We start from the raw sequence: 19,653 nt of genomic DNA, 5'->3' as shown, positions 1-19,653 counted from the left end.
GATACTTCGGGTTTCATAAAATTTTATATTCTTCAGTTTTCTAGTGGTCGGTTAACCTCTATTGATAGGCCTTTAAAAGTGCCTGAGTACCGTTTTCACCATAACCCTCTTCTATTAGCCTTTCATACATATCATAAGCAAGTGTTAGACCTGGTAATGTAATTCCCATTTTTTTAGATTCATCTAATGCTATTTTCATATCCTTTACAAAATGCTTGATATAAAAGCCTGGTGCGTAATCTCCTTTGATCATACGAGGAGCTAAATTACTTAACGACCAAGAGCCTGCTGCACCAGACGAAATGGATTGCAATACTGTCGATAAATCAAGTCCAGCCTTTAAACCGTAAGCCAGTGACTCACACACACCAATCATTCCAGATGCAATAACGACCTGATTACACATTTTAGCATGCTGCCCTGCACCAGCTTCTCCTTGATAAACAATATTTTCACCGAAATGATTCATAATTGGTAATACTTTATTGAATGTAGCTTGGCAACCTCCAACCATAATTGATAATGTCCCATTTTGAGCGCCAATATCTCCTCCTGAAACAGGTGCATCCAGCGCTTCTACTCCTTGTTTTTGAGCATGTTCGAAAATTTTCTTTGCCAATGTTGGCTCTGAAGTGGTCATATCAATAACGATATTGCCGGATTCCGCTGTTTGAAATAAACCGTTATCTCCAAAATAAACTTCCTCTACGTCCGCAGGGTATCCAACCATCGTAAAGGCAATATCCTTATGTTTAAATGCTTCTGCTGGTGTACTTGCCCAAGTTGCACCTAACGCCAAGAGTGGCTCCGCTTTCTCCTTTGTGCGTGTAAAAACTGTTACCTCATGACCATTTTTTAATAAATGTTTTATAATACTTGCGCCCATTACGCCTGTGCCGACAAATGCAATACCTTCTTTTCCCATATGTACATACTCCTTTGTGATCAAGGCAATGATTGATCTTTTTAATTGATCAACCGTTAGCACTTATTCTTATCTATAAGTGTAGTTGAATAAGTGCGATAATTCAAACTTCTCTTATTAACTTGTACTAAAAACTTTATGCGCTGCATATATACGAGTAAATCAATTTCATCTTGGCTTAATGAAGACAAAAAAAAGAGAGCAGTAGATGGGGTATCACTGCTCTAAAGGGGAAATGAGAATGTTGCTGTGTTCAAAATAAGTATTCCCCACCAAATGCTTTTTAAACATATTATTTAAAAAGTTTATACTCTGAATACTGGAACATTCTTTCAATCTTCTTGACGCTCTTCTTCTTCAAATGTTGTCTGTCTATAATAAGTATTCATTAACTGATCTAATCTGCGACTCAGTTGAATGGTTTTCGCATTTTGTAACCCGTTCTCTACACCTGAGCGAATCATCATCTCACGAGTTTGTTCCATTTGTTTCAAGAGTAGATTGACCATTCATATAACCCTCCACACACAAATAATCATACCATTATTATACATTTATATTTCATTTCTTACAGCATTAACTTACGACAATGTTCGACAAATCAGCTTCTTGGAATTTCTTGATAAGTATAAATTACGCGTCCATTTTGTTTGGCCTCACCTCTATAATGTTTAAATAAAGGATGTTTTACTAGTACTTCTCGGAACTCATAAAATTGTTCCTTTTCTATCTCTATACTTTTTAATTCCCCGTTTTGTAATTGTTTAAGCATATTTTCGTATTTTTCCATTTTTTTGATTCCTCTCTTTTTTAGCATTCTGTGTAATTAATTATGAATTATTCAAAAAAGGCTTTACGTTTTCCATTTTTTCATGCAAACTGTATATTATTAGTCGATGAAGGAGCTGACTGTCTGTGAAAATAGCTGAAGTTGGAAATATTATCGAGTTTAAAGACGGCTTACAAGGTATAGTCGAAAAAGTAAATGAAAATTCGGTGATCGTTGATTTAACATACATGGAGAATTTCGATTCCCTTGAAATTGAAGAAAAGACGGTCGTCAACCATAAACGTTACAAAATTTTATATACAAATGAAGCTTAATAGTCTGAATAGTCCCTATTTGTCTTTATAGATGATAAGGGACTTTTTTTTTGATAAAATTAAAAGCATGGAGGTCGAATAATGCTTACAAATTCGAAACAAACAATAATATGGCTCCTTTCTTTATTATTCGTTTATGGCATGCTTGCTTTTACCTTTGCAAACCAAGCTGTATTTTGGTACCTATATGCATTTACTTTACTTGTATGTATTGCCATTGCGATTTTAGCTGGTAAAATTGAAGATCAGTTACCGACATGGAAATTTTTACTTTTCGGTATTGGATACGGTACAATAACATACGGTATTATACGCTTTGGCTATTGGCTTGCACCATATATTAATGGTTCATTGGTACAATCAGTACAAAAGTTTTTAGCAAATTATGGACCACAGACTATTTGGCACTATATATTACTTGTATTCATTGTTGCTATTGGTGAAGAGCTCTTTTGGCGTGGCTATGTTCAACAACAGCTGAAACGCTTTATGAGACCTACTTTAGCAGTCATTGTAACAGCGATTTTAAGTGCTATCTCTATTGCAATAAGCGGCTTTATGCTAGGTATGATTGCTGCACTTGTAACCGGCATTATTTGGGGCTTGTTATATGAATGGCGTAAGAGTATGCCACTTGTTATTGTATCCCATGTAGTCTTTGTACTACTCTTATTTTTAGTGTTACCTTTAACATAATAGCATTAAAATTTGGAAACATTTTCTCTTTACCAACGTTTAATAATAAAAGGAGGGCTTTTCATGCAAAAAAAATTAATTTCTCTACCTGCATTATTACTAACAGCCATTTTAGTCGTAGGATGTAACACTTCTGATAAAACAGAGGATTCTGATGTTCAAAAAAATGAGCCATCAAATACTGAACAACAGCAAAAACCATCAGCTGAGGATAAAACTGTAAATGACTCAGAAGAAACGCCTACAAATGAAACAGATAAAGATACTACAGACAAACCAGACACTACAGATAGTGCAAATACTCCGAAACAAGAAGTTAACTATGTACAAAAAGGCAAAGAAAAAACTGAAACAGCAAGCGAATCGAAAAGTGCTGATCAAGGCTATAAAATGCAACAACTACCTGGATTTAAACTTTCTCAAGAAGAACCTGGTAAAGACATGTTAATTTCTAACGAAAATGCTGAAGTATTCATGCGTATCGAAGATGTTTCACAATCAAGCTATGATGAAGTAAAAACATCTATGCAAGATTATATGAATGCTGTTGGTGAACCATCAACTTTATCTTCTGAGGATCTAGCTGCATTTAAGGGTATTAAAAACATTGAAGGTTATGTTGTAAATTTTGTTGATGACAAAGAAAAAGTAATCGGCGTTGTTTTTGAAAAAGATGGTTTAATTATTAAATTAACTATTCACGATAACGAAGAACTTGATTTAACTGATGCTATGTTTAAAATGGCAGCAACTATTTCTAAAAAATAATGATTCAAAAAAGACTGTAGACAAACTTGTTTGCTCTACAGTCTTTTTATTGTTTTTAATACGGTTTACACCGTAGCGTGAGGCTTATTTCCCTTCCGATTGGTCGGATTGGTACCATGGGTAGCTAGGAGCCGTTACAAGGGCGGTTACGCAAGGACAGGATACTTTTTTGTCGCTCGCTTTCCCCTTTTCCATGACGTTAATCACCAAGTTCTCTCCCTAATAGTTTTAAGCCTTTTGTTCAACACAAAAAGTTGCCTCAAATTCATTGAGACAACCCTTCTTAATAAGACAAATCCTTAATAGACAGTCCTAATTTTTTTAATAAAGTGATAGCTTGATCTTTTTCCTCAATAGATAGCACGCTCATCAATTCATGTAAATGCTGTTCATGCTTTGGAAATAGTTCCGCCATAAATGCTTCACCTTTGTCCGTAATTTCTGCATACGTAACACGGCGATCTGACGGACATGAAACACGTAATAAATATCCTCTTTTTTCAAGTTTGTCAATGACATACGTAATAGACCCACTAGCAAGCAAAATTTTATTGCCAATTTGCTGTAATGGCTGTCTTCCTTTATGATAAAGAAGCTCTAAGACAGCAAATTCAGTAGGATTTAGTCCATTCTCTTGAAAAAATTGTTGGGTTGTCTCATTAATTGCTTTATGTGCACGTGATAATACGATATATAATTTTAATGATTGCTTTATATCTTCTGACGTCATATCCTTTTCCTTTCAATTCGCTTTTATACATGCCATTATAGCGATATTAGAAAAGCATTGTCAAAAGCATTATTTGATTTTAAGCCTCATATGTCGTTTACGCTACAAATTGACTCTTTTTATGTTACTAAATAAGCAGAATCTTTCGTGGACACATCCATTGTATCCACCTGATTAAATGAGTAAATGGGGAATTGTAAGTGGAAGCATGTCCCCTTTTGTAATTCACTACTCACACCTATTACACCTTCATGCTCTTCAATCACCTTTTTCACAAAAGCAAGGCCTAGTCCTGTCCCTGCTGATTTCGTCGTGTAAAAAGGCTGGAATAAGTTTTGAAGGGTAGCACTGTCCATACCGACACCTTCGTCTTTAATCTGTAATTCAGCAATTGCACAGTCAGCAGTCATTTCTACTGTGATCGTTCCACCATTATTCATGGATTCCATCGCATTTTTAATAAGATTCATGAATACTTGCTTTAAGCGATTCTCATTGCCACCAATGTATACTTGTGTAGAAGGAGAAATGTATTGAATCATAATATTTTTCATAAGCGCATCTGGAAGCATAAACTCAATCACTTGCTTCACAATGTTATTTAGCTCTAATAATTCTACTTTCATACTTGTTGGCTTGGACAATACTAAAAGCTCGGATAAAATTTGTTCCATCCGTTGGAGTTCACTATCGATGACAGATAAATACATACTGGACTCTTCATCAGCATTTAACTTTAATAATTCGGTAAAGCCCTTTAAAGAAGTTAATGGATTACGGATTTCATGGGCGATACTTGCGGCCATTTGACCGACAACATTTAAAGCTTGCTGATGTTCAACTTTATGTTGAAGTTGTTTCTTTTCTGTTTCATCATTAATGACTGTGACAATAATATTGTTGTATTCATCATAGATACTTGAAATTTCATAATAGCAAGGGGTAATAACTTGCGTTTCATCGACTACATGAATATTTGCATGCTTTTCACCCATCAGTTTAGAAAGGTATGAAGTAATTTGGCCTTTCTTAAGTGTAAAAGTATCAAAGATGTGCTGGTGTGCCTTATGAAGAAGCTGCGATTTTTCTATTTTTAAATACATCTCAGCATACTTATTTAGCCCAAGAATAATCCCGCTAGCGTCACTTATAATAACAGCGTACGGTAAGTGATCATAAGCATGGAAAGATTGTGATCTCTCTTGCTCTTGGCTAACATATAATTCATGAGCTATGTCATTATTTAATGTTGAAATTTGCGCAACGATTTCTTCTGTGTTCGGATCAAAAAAACATTTGAAAGACATCATTTCAAACTCATTACTAGCTGTTTGAATATTGAAGATTTCTTCTGATCTCAAATCACTTTGTAATTGTTTAACGAATTTTGCCCAATTTAAATTAGAGGACTCGTCCATTGTTAAATAACCTATATACGATGAATTGAGGTTAAACAGTTTAATAGCAGCCTCATTCATGTTTAAAATTTTACCTACTTTATTAAGAATAAGTGTTGGTGACGAAGTACTTGTCATAAGATTTCCAAAACATTGATTAATATCATTTTGCTTCAACTTTCTCACCGAACCTTTCAATAGAGTAAAAAACCCCTTAATCGAATTTTGAGCCTTTACTATACTTTATGACTGCACGATTCTATTATTACAAAATTTAGTAAATTTAAGTATTTAAAATTATTTCACGAACTGTTCACAAAATAAATAGGCAAAAAGGATTATATTGTTTGACAGCTACTTGACTGTTACAATTAGAAATTGAAAGGAAGATTATTTCATGAATACTATTTTAACTACTTTAAATGCAAAGTATATTCACACAAATTTAGCACTGCGTTATTTAAAAGGTGCTGCTTTACCAGAATTTAATCCGATCATTGCAGAATATACAATTAAAGATCCTGCTTTTAATATTGTATCAGATTTATTCCAAAAAAAACCTGATATTGTAGGATTTAGTTGCTATATTTGGAATATTGAAGAAACTATTCACGTTATCAAAATGTTAAAAACTGTCTGTCCAAATGTTAAAATTTTGCTCGGCGGACCTGAAGTTTCTTACGATTCGCACCATTGGTTACGTAGAATTGAAGAGGTTGATTTCATTGTTATGGGTGAAGGAGAAACTTCCTTTAAACAATTACTACGCCATTTGCATGGAGAAATTGCATTGGAGGATGTTCCAGGGATTTGCTACTTAGAGGATGGTAAAGTACGCATTCACGCACAAGCACCAAAAATTGATTTACGTGAATTGCCAAGTCCATTTCGTTTCGAGGAGGACCTCCCTCATCTAAGCAAACGAATCCAATATATTGAAACAAGTCGCGGCTGTCCATTTAGCTGTCAATTTTGTTTATCTTCTATTGAAGTAGGGGTTCGTTATTTTAACCGAGAAAAAATAAAAGAAGATATTCGATTCTTGATGAACAACGGTGCACGTACTATTAAATTTGTTGACCGTACATTCAATATAAGCCGCAGCTATGCGATGGAAATGTTCCAGCTTTTAATCGATGAACATAAGCCAGGGGTTGTATTCCAATTTGAAATTACCGCTGATATTATGCGTCCTGAGGTTATCCAGTTTTTAAATGATAACGCACCAAAAGGTCTTTTCCGTTTTGAAATCGGTGTTCAATCAACGAACGATTTAACAAACACTCTCGTGAAACGCCGTCAAAACTTTGAAAAACTAACACGTACAGTGACAATGGTCAAAGAAGGTGGAAAGATCGATCAGCATTTAGACTTAATCGCTGGTTTACCAGAGGAGGATTATGCAAGCTTCCGTCAAACCTTTAATGACGTTTTCGCAATGCGCCCAGAAGAATTACAGCTTGGATTCCTTAAGCTTCTGCGTGGTACAGGCCTTCGTCTAGAGGCTGAAAAATTTGGCTATACGTATGTGGACCAATCACCTTACGAGATTTTCTCTAATAATGTCTTAACATTTGATGATATTGTGCGCATTAAACATGCAGAGGACGTGCTTGAGAAATACTGGAACGCTCACCGTATGGATCATACGATTGAATATTTAGTAACTGAAGTGTTTGAAACACCATTTGATTTCTTCCAAAACTTCGGTACTTATTGGGAAACTAAAGGTTGGTCGCGTATCGGACATCAGCTTGAGGATTTATTCCTTCGCTTATTAATGTTTTTAGAAACTGTTGAAGGTGCTGATTTAACTACCATTCAAAGCCTAATGCAACTAGATTATTTAATGGCTCAACAGTTCCAGCCGCGTAAATTATGGTGGAAGGAGCGTCCTACAGAGGAGCAACAAAAAGCACTTTATTCGGCATTACGTGAAAACCCTGCCATCGCAGGTGAGACATTTGCCAACTTCAATCTATCTGAAAAAGAGTTGTTTAAACATACGCTCATTATTCCACATTACATTGATTACCAAAATTTTTCAAAAGGCAAAATTGTACAAAAAAGTGGCTATCTTTTAACTTATTTCCGTCACGGTCAAGCTCCATATTTTGCAACAATCGACTCTTTATAATAAGAAACGCTAGTTCATGAAGAAAATTTAGGACTAGCGTTTTTTTCATACATTAAAAACTCTTAAATTTTTCAGCAACCTTTAAAAACAACCCATATAATTACATTTTTATTAAATATTCGGAAATTGAAAATAATTGCTTTATTACACTTAACAGATGTTCTTTCAAGTATTACTATTATCCTAAAAAAGTTTAGTTCGAAAATATTAATGCATTGATAGCTATTCATTGGAAATATTACCTATTAAATAGTCATAATAACCAGGAAAAAACAATTTAAAATTTTTCGACAATTGTGTGTCAAAGACAATTCCTTGTCAATTACGCAATCTAAATACCTCTTTATGAATAGATTTTCTACTAAGTTAACCTTTAAAATTCTCGTTCAATAAACTTATTGGCAACCGGAAAATAGTACGGAAATAAAAAAAAGAGCTACATTAGCTCTTTTTTTATTTCAATCTTAGATATGGGGCTATTCAAGTATTGAATGGTCTAGTACTTACCCGATAATTACTCGTTCCTTAGGATAGTGATAACTTGATTTTTTGCCTCTACCACCACCACCAAGAGTGTAAAGGAAGGAGATTAAACCAACACGACCAACGAACATTAAAATCATAATAATAATTTTACCAAATGCAGATAAATCCGAGGTAATCCCTAAAGACATCCCACACGTTCCGAACGCTGATGTAATTTCAAAAATTATTTGAATCAGTGATGCGTGTGGCTCAGTAATGAGTAACATAATTGTCGCGACTAATACCATAAAGAATGCCAATAAAATAACAACAAACGAGCGGAATACATCGATTAAATGTATTTCACGTCCGAATACTTGAATATCCTCTCTTCCTCGTGAAAAGGTAATTAGGAATAGAATAGCCATGGCAAACGTTGTTGTACGTATCCCTCCACCAACTGAACTTGGTGAAGAACCAATAAACATTAAAAAGCTCATAAAAATATCTGTCGCTTCACTAAAGGTTGTGACATCGTACGTCGTCAATCCAGCTGATCGTGTTGAAACAGAATGGAACATTGCAGAAAATAGCGCTTCATGCCAAGACATTCCCTTAAAGGAATGGAATGATTCAAGCAATAAAATAACGAGAGCCCCTACCACAAATAAAATTGCATATGTAGAAGTCGTTATTTTTGTAAATAGACTAAAGCGGAAATTTGCATGGCGATGAAGTAAAAACGATTTCACTTCAATTAATACTGGGAAGCCTATCGCGCCTAGCACGATTAATAACATCGTTATTATTTGTACAAAGTAATCGTTATGAAACGGTAATAAACTCATGCCCGTAATATCAAAACCACCATTTGTAGTAGCAGAAACGGAGGCAAAAACACCATGAATCAGCGCTTCTTCGAAAGTATCGAAATAGTTTGTAAAGTGCAACGTTAAAATAAACGCACCCATCACTTCAATACCGATTAAGATTTTCAATATTTCGCGAATTAATTGGACAACCCCTGACAAATTGTATTGATTATGGTCAATCATAATTAACTGACGCTCACGCATTCCTATTTTTTTCCCAACTAGTAACCACACAAAGGTACCAAGTGACATAATGCCAATTGCGCCAAGTTGTAAAATGACAAGTACCATCACGAGGCCAAATGTTGTGTAGCTTTCAGATATATCGAATGTTGTTAAACCCGTTACACTAACTGCACTTACAGCCGTAAACAAGCTATCTAATAATGAAACGTGTACACCTTCTTGATGAACGCCTGGTAGCCGTAGTAACAGGAAGGAAATCGCTATAGCAATAAAATAATAAGAGACAAGCACCTGAAAAGGTGTAACAAGTCTATTTTTTGATCTTTTCCAGGGCACGTTGACAACCCCTTCCTAATATGATGCCAAACTCGATAGATATTAGTATAGGAAAAATACTTAAAAAAAGAAAGAGGAATAGCTACGACTATCCCTCTAAATGATATTAAGCTTTATTTTTAAAACGAACTCCTACTAAATAACCTACTAATGCGATGCCCACTAGTACGATCCAGAAAGTTAACTCCCACACAGTTGAATGTGGAAATTCTGCAGGTAAAATACCCACCTTCTCATGTGACAAAGTCAACACAACAAGCTTCACGCCTACCCAACCTACAATTAAAAACGCAGCTGTTTCAAGTGAAGGGTAGTCATTTAATATTTTCACAAACCATTGTGCCGCAAATCGCATCATGATCACTCCGATAAACCCACCAAGTAACATGACAATAAATTGTCCACCATTGATGCCACCAATATCAAAGCTTCCTACCTTCGGTAAAGTGACCGCGATGGCAACTGCAGCAAGCATAGAATCAATAGCAAATGCAATATCTGCTGCCTCTACCTTAAGCACTGTCATCCAAAAACCAGAGCCCTTTTTCCTCGTTTCTTCACTAGATTCATCTTCTGAATCCTTTTTATGGCGCAAATCATATATATTTTTGGCGGACATGAATAATAAGTAAGCTGCTCCCAATGCTTGAATTTGCCAATAATTCACTAATACTGTAATGACAAATAGTGCTGCGAATCGGAAAATTAATGCACCGAATAATCCATAAAATAGTGCCTTTTTTTGTTGCTCATGTGGTAAATGCTTCACCATCACAGCCATTACTACTGCATTATCTGCTGCTAATAACCCTTCTAATACTACAAGTACAATAAGTACCCAACCGTATTGTAATACAATTGATTCCATTCATGTGCCTCCTCTAAAGCTCTGTATAACCAAATTAGTTTTCACTATACGAGTACAAAAGAAAAGACCTCTGCCCCTATTAAAAGGCAAAGGTCTCGCTAAGCAAATAATATCTGACAATTCATCAGTACCTCTCTATTACTAGTGAAATGAATTCCGCAAGTATAGAGTTAATCGCTTATCACACCCGATGGTAAAAACCATGTCCTGACGGATGTAATCCAGATACATCGCTCGTATCTGTTAGCTACTCCCCTTTGACAAAACGTCGAAGGTTCTTCTTCTGTAAACTCATTATAGCACTATCATATAGGAGTGGCAAAATTATTCTACCCTACTATCTAATAGAAGGCTCTGATTTCCGCTACGGGCTACTATTAGTTAAAATGGGCATACATTAGCAAAATATAAACCAAAAATGCTTTAATCAATTAACAACAAACCTATATTTCCCAATAAACACATCTGTAGCCGATTGCATCAACCTCAATTAGTGTACTACTACTTGAAGTCACTTTATTTGAATTTGATAGCTTTTATCCTCTTTATGCGCTAAATAAAATTCAATCATTCTTGGCATAGTTTGTATAAAGTCGGGGCATGTAATATTACCTTTTTTCAAAATAGTCTCTGCTTCCAACGTATCGAAATTAGCATCCCAAGTTAAATAATCTAAAGTTTCTTGCTCAACACCTAGATTTTTCCGAAGAAGTGGGACTTGTAAAGATAGTCTTGCTAGTGTTAGCGGTAATCGCCCCTTAGGGTAATGGTTCGTTAATAATTTAACCATCGTCCGATACACTTCCTGCACCGGATGCGGATTTGGGTCCGTTAGATGTAATGTTTTCCCTTCAGCACATTTTTCATCAACTAAATAAGTCGAAGCCTTTATAATGTAATCCACTGGCACTACATTTATTGTTGATTTCGATTGACCAATGTACGGAATAAAAGGTAGGCATTTTAATTTATCTACCATATTTAAAAAGAAATACGGTCCATCGAATTTAATCGTTTCTCCTGTTTCGGAATGTCCACGTACGATACCAGGCCGAATAATTGTCAGTGGTATTTCTAATTTCAAATCCTCTACCAGATGCTCCGCTTCATATTTTGTTTCCTCATAATAGTTTTTAAATGCAGGCGGGCGAATTAATTCATTTTCTCTCAAAATACCTTCGCGTATTCCTGCGACATACGCTGTACTGAAATACATATAGCGTCTTACGTTTGGAAGTGTACGAACAAAATCATTGACCATAGTCGTACCATGCACATTTACCTTCCATGCGATATCGCGTGGTACGGCTAAATCATAAATGGCAGCCAGATGCCAGAGCACCTCTATTTGAGGTACAATTTTCTGTACAGCTTGGTCTTCTAGACCGAGATTCGGTAATGTAATATCTCCCTCTACAATACGAATAGAACAGTTAGGAAACTCCGCTAAAATATGTTCTCTTTCTAAATTTGCTTTTATTAACTCACCAGCTAAAACAATAGTGATGACTTCCTGTGATTGATTTTTTCGAAATAACTCTCGTATTAATTGACTTGAAATAAAACCCGGAAAGCCTGTAAAAAAATGAACCCCCATCTCTCATCCCCCCTGAACTTACCGCATCTTCCTAGTTTTTTTATCCAATCAATTATTGGCATAATTGCGTCCAGAATCGCCTTTGTAGCATAAAGGACTCCTTTCCGATTCCGTGACATCCGCCGGAGGCTTTAACTTCTTTTAGAAGAAGTTAAGCTGTACACGATCGGTACAATATATAGTGTCAATAAAGTTGATGTCACAAGCCCTCCGATTACGACAATTCCCATCGGTTTATTCATCTCTGTTCCTTCACCGATGCCAAGAGCAAGTGGTAGCAATCCTAAAATCGTTGTTAGTGCAGTCATTAAAATTGGTCGAAGTCGATCTTGTGTAGCAAGTATGATCGCATCATACGTCGCCAGTCCTCTAGCTTTTTGTTGATTAATGTAATCTACAAGGACAATTCCGTTATTCACGACAATTCCAACTAATATTAAGATGCCTATAACTGATGTCACACCAATTAGCGTGTTCGTAGCAAACATAGCAATAGCAACACCAATAATCATTAAAGGTACTGTGAACATGATAACAAATGGATATTTAAAAGATTCAAACTGTGCGGCCATCACGATATATACAAGTACGACCGCTAACGCAACTGCTAAAAGCATATCATTAATTGCACTATCATATAGCTCACGATCTCCACTAAAGACAACTTGAGTTTCAGTCGGCAAATCCGCTTTTTCCAATGCTTTGTCCACTTTAGCTGAGATGCCTCCTAGCGATTCTTTCGTTTTATATTCTACAAAAAATGCAACAGCAGCAGCCTGATCAGAACGTCTTATCGATACTGGCCCTTCTTGTACAGAAACAGTTGCAATGTCCTCTAGTTTTACAAATAAACCTGCAGGTGAACGTAGCTGCATCGATTTTAATGACTCGATACTATCATTAAACACTTGTCCAAAGCCTGTATAAACAGGCAATACAGCACCATCCTCTGCCATTAATTGCGTAGTTAGCTGACCCTTTGTCATTTGATTGACCGTCTGAGCAATTTGTGCAGGCACAAATCCGTAGTCCTTCGCCTTTTCACGGTCTACTTCGACTTGAAGTTCTTTTACAGTGATATCTAAATCCGTAGATACCTTTGTGATAGCATTCACCTTTGATAGCTCCTGCTGCACTTTATCAACAGAGCTATGAAGTCTTCTCTCATCTGAATCTGTTAACCTAAACGTTAATGTATTTGGTGACGAACCTGTTGTCGTTGAGACATTGAAGTTGATTTCAACTTGCTCCCCTAGCTTTGCATGCAAATCTCTTTCAACCTCTTCTACAAATTCAAAAATCGAACGATCCCTATCTGCTAAAGGGGCAAGCTTTACATATAGCTCAGCTTGGTTGGCACTTGTTTGTCCGCGAGCTTGTGCTTGTTGGGTACCACCGATTAAACTAACATATACGTCAACATCTTTCTCCTGTTTCAAACGTTCCTCAATTTTCGCAACCACTTTTTCTGTTTCTGATACGGCTACCCCTTTTTCAAGATTTACACTTATGGATGCAAATCCTTCATCGGTTGGCGGTAAAAACTCTGTGCCAATTTTCATAAGTCCAAATAAGGCAAGTGCAAAACAGACAACTGTTGAGATTAGTACAAGCATACGGTGACGCAATACCCAAATAATTGATGTTTTGTAGCTCTTGTAAAAGGATGATTCATTTCGTTTTTCATAAACATTGATTGATTTCATTTTTAAAAGACGACTTGCAAGCATTGGGACAACCGTTAACGCAACGACTAAAGAAGCGATTAAGCTAAAGGAAATAGTTAAAGCAAATTCTGTGAAAATTTGCCCTATTAATCCTTTAATAAACATTACAGGAATGAATACAGCAATTGTTGTGAGCGTGGACGCCGTAATTGCAAGTGCCACTTCCTTTGTCCCTTCCTTAGCTGCTTCGATAGGGTCCTTGCCAAGTCCTAAATGTCGTTCAATGTTTTCAATAACAACGATAGCATTATCAACAAGCATACCGATGCCAAGTGCTAACGCACCTAATGTCATAATATTGAGTGAGAAATTGGCGAAAAACATTAAAACAAATGTAACAATAACCGAGTATGGAATCGCAATTCCAATAATAATAGGGCTTTTCACACTTCGCAGAAAGACAAATAACACGAACATTGCGAATAATCCACCTAAAAGTAAAGAAGTTCCGATATTGCTAATCGCTAAATCTACGTAATTACCTTGGTCCACTAGCACGTCTGCAACGATTCCTTCATATTGCTTCTTCGTCAATAATTCATCTAAAGCCTTTTTGAAAGCTTTAGATACTTCTGCCGTATTAGCGCCCGATTCCTGTAATACAGACATTAATACTGCAGGATGCTCATTTGCACGTGTCGTAGTTATAGATTTTTGCTCCGCGCGTTCAACAGTTGCTACTTCTCCAACGGTTAATGCTTTACCATCTAGTGGATTTACCGAAATGATTAAATCTGCAATGCTTTCAGGTGAATTTAATGTGCTTAAAATACGAGTTGTTAACATCTTTCCATCTGCTGTTAATACGGGTTCTCCAGGAAGAGAAACATTGTTCGATTGAATAATTTGAATAACATCTGCTTGAGTTAATCCTTTTTCAACTAACTTCGATTCATCTAAAGTTATTTGAACTTCTTCGACTAGCTTACCGGAAATATTTACACTCGCGACCCCAGCAGTTCGACGAAGTTCCTTTTCCAAAGCTTCTGCTAGTAAACGCACATCTACATGGTCATTTTCCGCCCGTAGTGAAAGTTGTATGATAGGAAACTGAGATGGATCAAATTTTAAAAAGCTAGGTTTCTCAGCATCATTCGGTAAAGGGGTCATGTCGATGCGTTGTAAAATATCGAGCTGAGCATCTTCAATATTGGTTGACCAATCAAATTCGAGAACAATTAAATTGGATCCTTCTTGAGAGGTAGACTGTAGTTTTTTAATCCCTGGTAAGGTGGCAAGCGTTGTCTCTAAGGGCTTCGTTATTTTCTCATTAACCTCGGTCGGACTTGCACCAGGATAAGAGGTAACAACGATGCCAATTGGTGGACGTAACTCAGGAATAAGCGTAATTGGTATTTTTAATAATGAAACGCCACCTAAAATAATGACTAATATCATTGTAACTATTGTAAAAACAGGTCTTTTAATAGAAAAATTACTAATATTCACTTTACAAGCTCCTTTTCCATCTCTTCCCTTCTATAATACCCGAAAAGGCGAATATTTTATAAATTTGAAAACTCCTCCATGTATTATAGGTTTAATATATAGCACAACGTCAAAATTAGGAAATGCAATTTGATCAATTATGCCTCGGCATAATTGCGCCCGGAGGCTTTAACTTCTTTCAGCGGTGTTTGGATACCAGCTGAAAGAGGTTATAACGAATACCCTATTTAAGCTGATTTCCGTTCCGACTGGGCGACTCCTTGGGGATTGGCAATATATAGGAACGAAGGCTAAGAGCATCACGTCCTGTGATAACGCCTTCGTGACCAACATCGTGCTGTTGCTGTTGCTGTTGCTGTTGCTGTTGCTGTCGCTGCGCTTTCGCACAAACAAAAACAAAACCCGCTGCTGCCGCTACGTTGCACTCACGCTTTCGCGCAAAAGACATCTGTTGGCCCGAGACCCTGGAGCGCAGCGGATGTTTTCTGCGCGAAAGCGTAGCGGCAACGGCAAATGTTTTATCTGCGCGAAAGCGTAGCCGCAGCAACAACAAAGCGCCCAGTTGGAACGGAAATCAACCACACGTTATGATGCCTAACCTTGCATTTCCTAATATTGTATATATTCTACATATAGCTCTAATTTTCCTTGTAAAAAAACACGAATCGCAACATGTCGATTCGTGTTTTTTTGTTCACTTTTGAAATGCCTAAAAATGATAAAAGCTCTACGCTATTGTTGATTGGAGTGGAAGGCTACTCGCCTCCCGTGGGAAAGCGGGTAGACTGGAACGGAAATCACCCTGACAATTTTGCTTTTTATTATAAAAGGCTGTACAGTTTAATGTTTTCGTTTTTATCTGCAAACCAACGCATAGCAAATTCATTTTCAAATAAGAAAACAAGATTATCAAAACGGTCTTTTACAAGCATTGAACGACCTGAAGACATTGATTCTTTAACATCCTCTTCGTTTTCAATCCATCTTGCAATTTTCGAACCAATTGGCTCCATCTTCACTTCAACATTATATTCATTTTTCATACGATGCTCAAAAACTTCAAATTGTAATTGACCAACTGCTCCAAGAATAACTTCTTCTGTATGCAATGTTTTATAATATTGAATAGCGCCTTCTTGCACTAATTGTAAAATCCCTTTATGGAATTGCTTAGATTTCATAACATTTTTCGCAGTTACACGCACAAATAGCTCCGGAGTGAACTGTGGTAGTTTTTCAAATTGGAATGTCTTTTTACCACCTACGACTGTGTCGCCAATTTGATAAGTACCTGTGTCATATAAACCGATAATATCACCAGCTACTGCTTCATCTACTGTTTCACGGTCATCCGCTAGGAATTGTGTAGATTGTGTCACTTTGAATGATTTACCTGTACGAGATAAAGTCATGTTCATGCCACGCTCAAATTTACCCGATACGATACGCACAAAGGCAATACGGTCACGGTGTGCAGGGTTCATATTCGCTTGAATTTTGAAAATGAAGCCTGAAAACTCCTCATGCTCAACTGGATCGATAAATAATTCATTCTCAGTAATGCGAGGCTGTGGTGTCGGTGCAAATTGTAAATATGTTTCAAGGAATGTTTGTACACCAAAATTTGTTAAAGCAGAACCAAAGAAAACAGGTGTTAATTCACCACGACGAATTTTTTCTTCTGAGTACTCATTACCCGCTTCGTCCAGCAACATAATGTCGTCCATTGCTTGTGAATAATAAGAAGTCACCTTCATCGGATGCTCAACTGCAAGTTCCCCATTTTCATCAATTGGCAAGAAACGTTCTTCTTCATCAGAACGGAATTGCTCGATACGTTTATTATAACGATCATAAATACCTAAAAATTCTTTACCCATACCGATCGGCCAGTTCATTGGGTAAGCGTTAATGCCCAATACCTCCTCAAGCTCTTCTATCAGCTCAAGTGGCTCCTTCCCTTGACGGTCAAGTTTATTAATAAACGTAAAAATTGGAATACCACGCATTTTACAAACTTTGAACAGCTTTAAAGTTTGTGCTTCAATACCTTTGGCAGCATCTACAACCATGACAGCACTATCCACCGCCATTAATGTACGATACGTATCCTCCGAGAAATCTTGGTGACCTGGAGTATCCAAAATATTGACACGTGATCCATTATAATCGAATTGCATAACTGAAGAAGTTACAGAAATCCCACGTTGTTTTTCAATCTCCATCCAGTCAGATGTTGCAAACTTACCTGTTTTCTTCCCTTTTACCGTACCGGCATCACGAATCGCACCACCAAATAGTAAAAGCTTTTCTGTAATCGTCGTTTTCCCAGCATCAGGGTGACTGATAATGGCAAAAGTTCGACGTGATAATATATCTTTTTCTAAATTTGAATTCATCTCGTCATTCTCCTTTTTTCATACTTACTAATAATAAAAGAAGACTTGCCTTTCTTACAACCTTTTTACATGAATTCCCCAAAGAATACTTAGCTAGGTCCAATGTAGATAGTTCATCAAACACTCCGATGAAGATCATTTTCTTTCCATACATTCACCTTCATGTTAACCCAAAAAGAAAACCCCTTAGACTAAAAGGGGTTTCAAAGTATGGTGAACTTATCGCATGACTACATGCTTTTATTCACACTATCGTACACTCTAACATCCTAATTGGAGATCATATATTATACAAATTTTAGTTGGCCAGCTTCTATTGCAATATCCGCATCACTATGTGGATATTTAGTATTCTCAATAATTTGATAATCTTCATGTCCTTTACCAGCAAAAATAATGATATCTCCTGGTTCAGCAACCTCAATCGCATGGCGCACGGCTTCAGCACGGTCGCCTATACATGCATAATTTTCATGTAACATCCCTTTGGCAAGATCACCTGTAATACTATCGTATTCTTCATAGCGCGGGTCATCTGTCGTTAATATAACGTAATCAGCAGCTGATGCCTTTTCTGCCATTGTTGGACGTTTCGATTTATCACGATTGCCACCTGTGCCAACTAAGAAAATAAGCTTACCTTTTTTATATGGTTGAGCTGAAGAAATCGCCTTTTCAATTGCATCAGGCGTATGTGCATAATCAATAAACATCTGCACCGGTAAATCTGAGCAAACTTTCTCCATACGTCCCTTTACTGGTGGTATTTGCTCAACTTGCTCAATAATTGTTTCAATTGAATAACCACGTCCATAAAAAGCAACCATAGCAGCAAGTACATTGTATATATTAAATTCCCCAAGTAAATGCATTTTCACACGGTATATTCCTTCTGGCGTTTCAACGTCAAAAGAAGTCATGAAATCATGATACTCACAGTTAATAGCTCGGAAATCTGCTGTTTCATTTTTCAAACCATATGTCCATACTGGAAATGGTGTCATAGCTGCATAGCGTTCTGACCAAGCATCATCGGCATTTAATACGACAAATTTATTCTTTTCTAAGTCTTGTCCGAGTTGGGAGAATAATAAGCCTTTCGCATGCCCATATTCCTCCATCGTTCCATGGAAATCAAGATGATCATGTGTAAGATTTGTAAAAATAGCTACATCATATTCTACGCCAGCTAGACGTCCAAGTGCTAAACCGTGTGAAGATACCTCCATAGTCATTAATCGGCAGCCTTCCATTTTTGCACGGAATATCATTTGTTGTGTCGATAATGCATCGCTTGTAGTATTGGCTGATTCATATAAAATACCATTTAAATTAAAGCCGATTGTCCCTGATAACGCGGATTTTTCTCCCATACCATGCATGATGTTTTGAATAATTCCTGTTACTGATGTTTTTCCATTTGTTCCGGTTACACCAATCATCGCCATATCTTTTGATGGATAGTCAAAAAACTTTGCAGCTAACAAGCCAACTGCTCGATCCGTATCTTTCACAATGACTTGCGCAATCGTTTCTTCTAATGGTAACTGTCGTTCTGTCACAACAATTGTTGCGCCACCTTCAACAGCTTTCTGTGCATAGTTATGACCATCTACCGTATAACCTTTAATACAAACAAACATACTATTTGGTTGCACACTACGTGAATCAATTACAATATCAGTTACTTGATCAGGTAGCACTCCAATTATTTTTTTCAAAGGTAATGCATTCAACAATTCCTCTGCATACATTTCATAGTCCTCCATTCAATCTCTACATTCATTTCATCATTTGTTGTTTATTCGACAATAAATGACAAGATGAGTCCCCCACAATCTATTGAATTTATTTTACTACTTATTCGCCCATAAAGAAAATGCTTGTTAGGACGTTTTTCTGATGAAAACGCTATCATTTTAATATATCTTTAATATTTCAATAAAATTTCGCTCATCACCATCGCGTGTGTTGATTTCCATCCGGCTGAGTGTCTA

General features: G+C 36.6%; 16 protein-coding genes. 4 read left to right on the top strand and 12 right to left on the bottom strand.

Features of this window, described 5'->3' with window-relative positions:
* Positions 1 to 58: 58 nt before the first annotated feature.
* From ACVYAD_RS09370 to ACVYAD_RS09360, 3 genes are all read right to left on the bottom strand, one after another.
* Positions 59 to 925, bottom strand: a complete 867-nt coding sequence (locus ACVYAD_RS09370; protein ID WP_476426007.1) for an NAD(P)-dependent oxidoreductase — start codon at positions 923 to 925, stop codon at positions 59 to 61.
* A gap of 332 nt (positions 926 to 1,257) precedes the next feature.
* Positions 1,258 to 1,434 (bottom strand): aspartyl-phosphate phosphatase Spo0E family protein, encoded by a 177-nt coding sequence (locus ACVYAD_RS09365; protein ID WP_079559641.1) that lies wholly within the window; start codon positions 1,432 to 1,434, stop codon positions 1,258 to 1,260.
* Between the two features lie 92 nt (positions 1,435 to 1,526).
* Positions 1,527 to 1,715: a hypothetical protein gene (locus ACVYAD_RS09360; RefSeq protein WP_349659026.1), complete on the bottom strand. Its 189-nt coding sequence runs from the start codon at positions 1,713 to 1,715 to the stop codon at positions 1,527 to 1,529.
* 125 nt (positions 1,716 to 1,840) lie between these two features.
* Here ACVYAD_RS09360 and ACVYAD_RS09355 point away from each other — a divergent pair, with 125 nt between their 5' ends.
* From ACVYAD_RS09355 to ACVYAD_RS09345, 3 genes are all read left to right on the top strand, one after another.
* Positions 1,841 to 2,029 (top strand): YkvS family protein, encoded by a 189-nt coding sequence (locus tag ACVYAD_RS09355; RefSeq protein ID WP_053483503.1) that lies wholly within the window; start codon positions 1,841 to 1,843, stop codon positions 2,027 to 2,029.
* Positions 2,030 to 2,110: 81 nt separating this feature from the next.
* Complete coding sequence (locus ACVYAD_RS09350) at positions 2,111 to 2,725, top strand: CPBP family intramembrane glutamic endopeptidase (RefSeq protein WP_349659027.1); 615 nt, start codon at positions 2,111 to 2,113, stop codon at positions 2,723 to 2,725.
* 63 nt (positions 2,726 to 2,788) lie between these two features.
* Positions 2,789 to 3,493 (top strand): hypothetical protein, encoded by a 705-nt coding sequence (locus ACVYAD_RS09345; RefSeq protein ID WP_349659028.1) that lies wholly within the window; start codon positions 2,789 to 2,791, stop codon positions 3,491 to 3,493.
* A 283-nt stretch (positions 3,494 to 3,776) separates the two neighbouring features.
* Here the strand turns inward: ACVYAD_RS09345 and ACVYAD_RS09340 are convergent, their stop codons facing one another.
* Both ACVYAD_RS09340 and ACVYAD_RS09335 read right to left on the bottom strand, forming a co-directional pair.
* Positions 3,777 to 4,223 (bottom strand): MarR family winged helix-turn-helix transcriptional regulator, encoded by a 447-nt coding sequence (locus ACVYAD_RS09340; RefSeq protein WP_079559637.1) that lies wholly within the window; start codon positions 4,221 to 4,223, stop codon positions 3,777 to 3,779.
* A gap of 119 nt (positions 4,224 to 4,342) precedes the next feature.
* Positions 4,343 to 5,806 (bottom strand): PAS domain-containing sensor histidine kinase, encoded by a 1,464-nt coding sequence (locus tag ACVYAD_RS09335; RefSeq protein WP_349659029.1) that lies wholly within the window; start codon positions 5,804 to 5,806, stop codon positions 4,343 to 4,345.
* Positions 5,807 to 6,017: 211 nt separating this feature from the next.
* Here ACVYAD_RS09335 and ACVYAD_RS09330 point away from each other — a divergent pair, with 211 nt between their 5' ends.
* Positions 6,018 to 7,757 (top strand): B12-binding domain-containing radical SAM protein, encoded by a 1,740-nt coding sequence (locus ACVYAD_RS09330; RefSeq protein WP_476426005.1) that lies wholly within the window; start codon positions 6,018 to 6,020, stop codon positions 7,755 to 7,757.
* A 503-nt stretch (positions 7,758 to 8,260) separates the two neighbouring features.
* On the opposite strand, the gene ACVYAD_RS09325 is transcribed toward ACVYAD_RS09330, so the two are convergent.
* The 7 genes from ACVYAD_RS09325 to ACVYAD_RS09295 all read right to left on the bottom strand — a co-directional run bounded on the left by ACVYAD_RS09325 (position 8,261) and on the right by ACVYAD_RS09295 (position 19,410).
* On the bottom strand, positions 8,261 to 9,616 hold the full coding sequence (locus ACVYAD_RS09325) for a TrkH family potassium uptake protein (RefSeq protein WP_197142252.1): 1,356 nt from the start codon (positions 9,614 to 9,616) through the stop codon (positions 8,261 to 8,263).
* A gap of 106 nt (positions 9,617 to 9,722) precedes the next feature.
* Positions 9,723 to 10,484 carry a TerC family protein gene (locus ACVYAD_RS09320; RefSeq protein WP_349659031.1) on the bottom strand — a complete coding sequence of 254 codons (762 nt, stop codon included), beginning with the start codon at positions 10,482 to 10,484 and terminating at the stop codon, positions 9,723 to 9,725.
* A gap of 511 nt (positions 10,485 to 10,995) precedes the next feature.
* Positions 10,996 to 12,081, bottom strand: a complete 1,086-nt coding sequence (locus tag ACVYAD_RS09315) for an SDR family oxidoreductase (RefSeq protein WP_476426003.1) — start codon at positions 12,079 to 12,081, stop codon at positions 10,996 to 10,998.
* 131 nt (positions 12,082 to 12,212) lie between these two features.
* A complete protein-coding gene (locus tag ACVYAD_RS09310) occupies positions 12,213 to 15,257 on the bottom strand; it encodes an efflux RND transporter permease subunit (protein WP_476426001.1) in 3,045 nt (1,014 codons plus the stop codon).
* Positions 15,258 to 15,480: 223 nt separating this feature from the next.
* Complete coding sequence (locus ACVYAD_RS09305) at positions 15,481 to 15,705, bottom strand: hypothetical protein (protein ID WP_476426000.1); 225 nt, start codon at positions 15,703 to 15,705, stop codon at positions 15,481 to 15,483.
* A 373-nt stretch (positions 15,706 to 16,078) separates the two neighbouring features.
* The gene (locus ACVYAD_RS09300) at positions 16,079 to 17,656 is read right to left on the bottom strand and encodes a peptide chain release factor 3 (protein WP_386826973.1); all 1,578 of its coding nucleotides are present in this window, start codon (positions 17,654 to 17,656) and stop codon (positions 16,079 to 16,081) included.
* 287 nt (positions 17,657 to 17,943) lie between these two features.
* On the bottom strand, positions 17,944 to 19,410 hold the full coding sequence (locus tag ACVYAD_RS09295) for a UDP-N-acetylmuramoyl-L-alanyl-D-glutamate--2,6-diaminopimelate ligase (RefSeq protein ID WP_349659036.1): 1,467 nt from the start codon (positions 19,408 to 19,410) through the stop codon (positions 17,944 to 17,946).
* Positions 19,411 to 19,653 lie beyond the last annotated feature (243 nt).

This window comes from Lysinibacillus sp. G1-3 (genome assembly GCF_056322905.1).
Note: the sequence above shows the minus strand (reverse complement) of the source record. Positions and strands in the feature narration are given on the sequence as shown.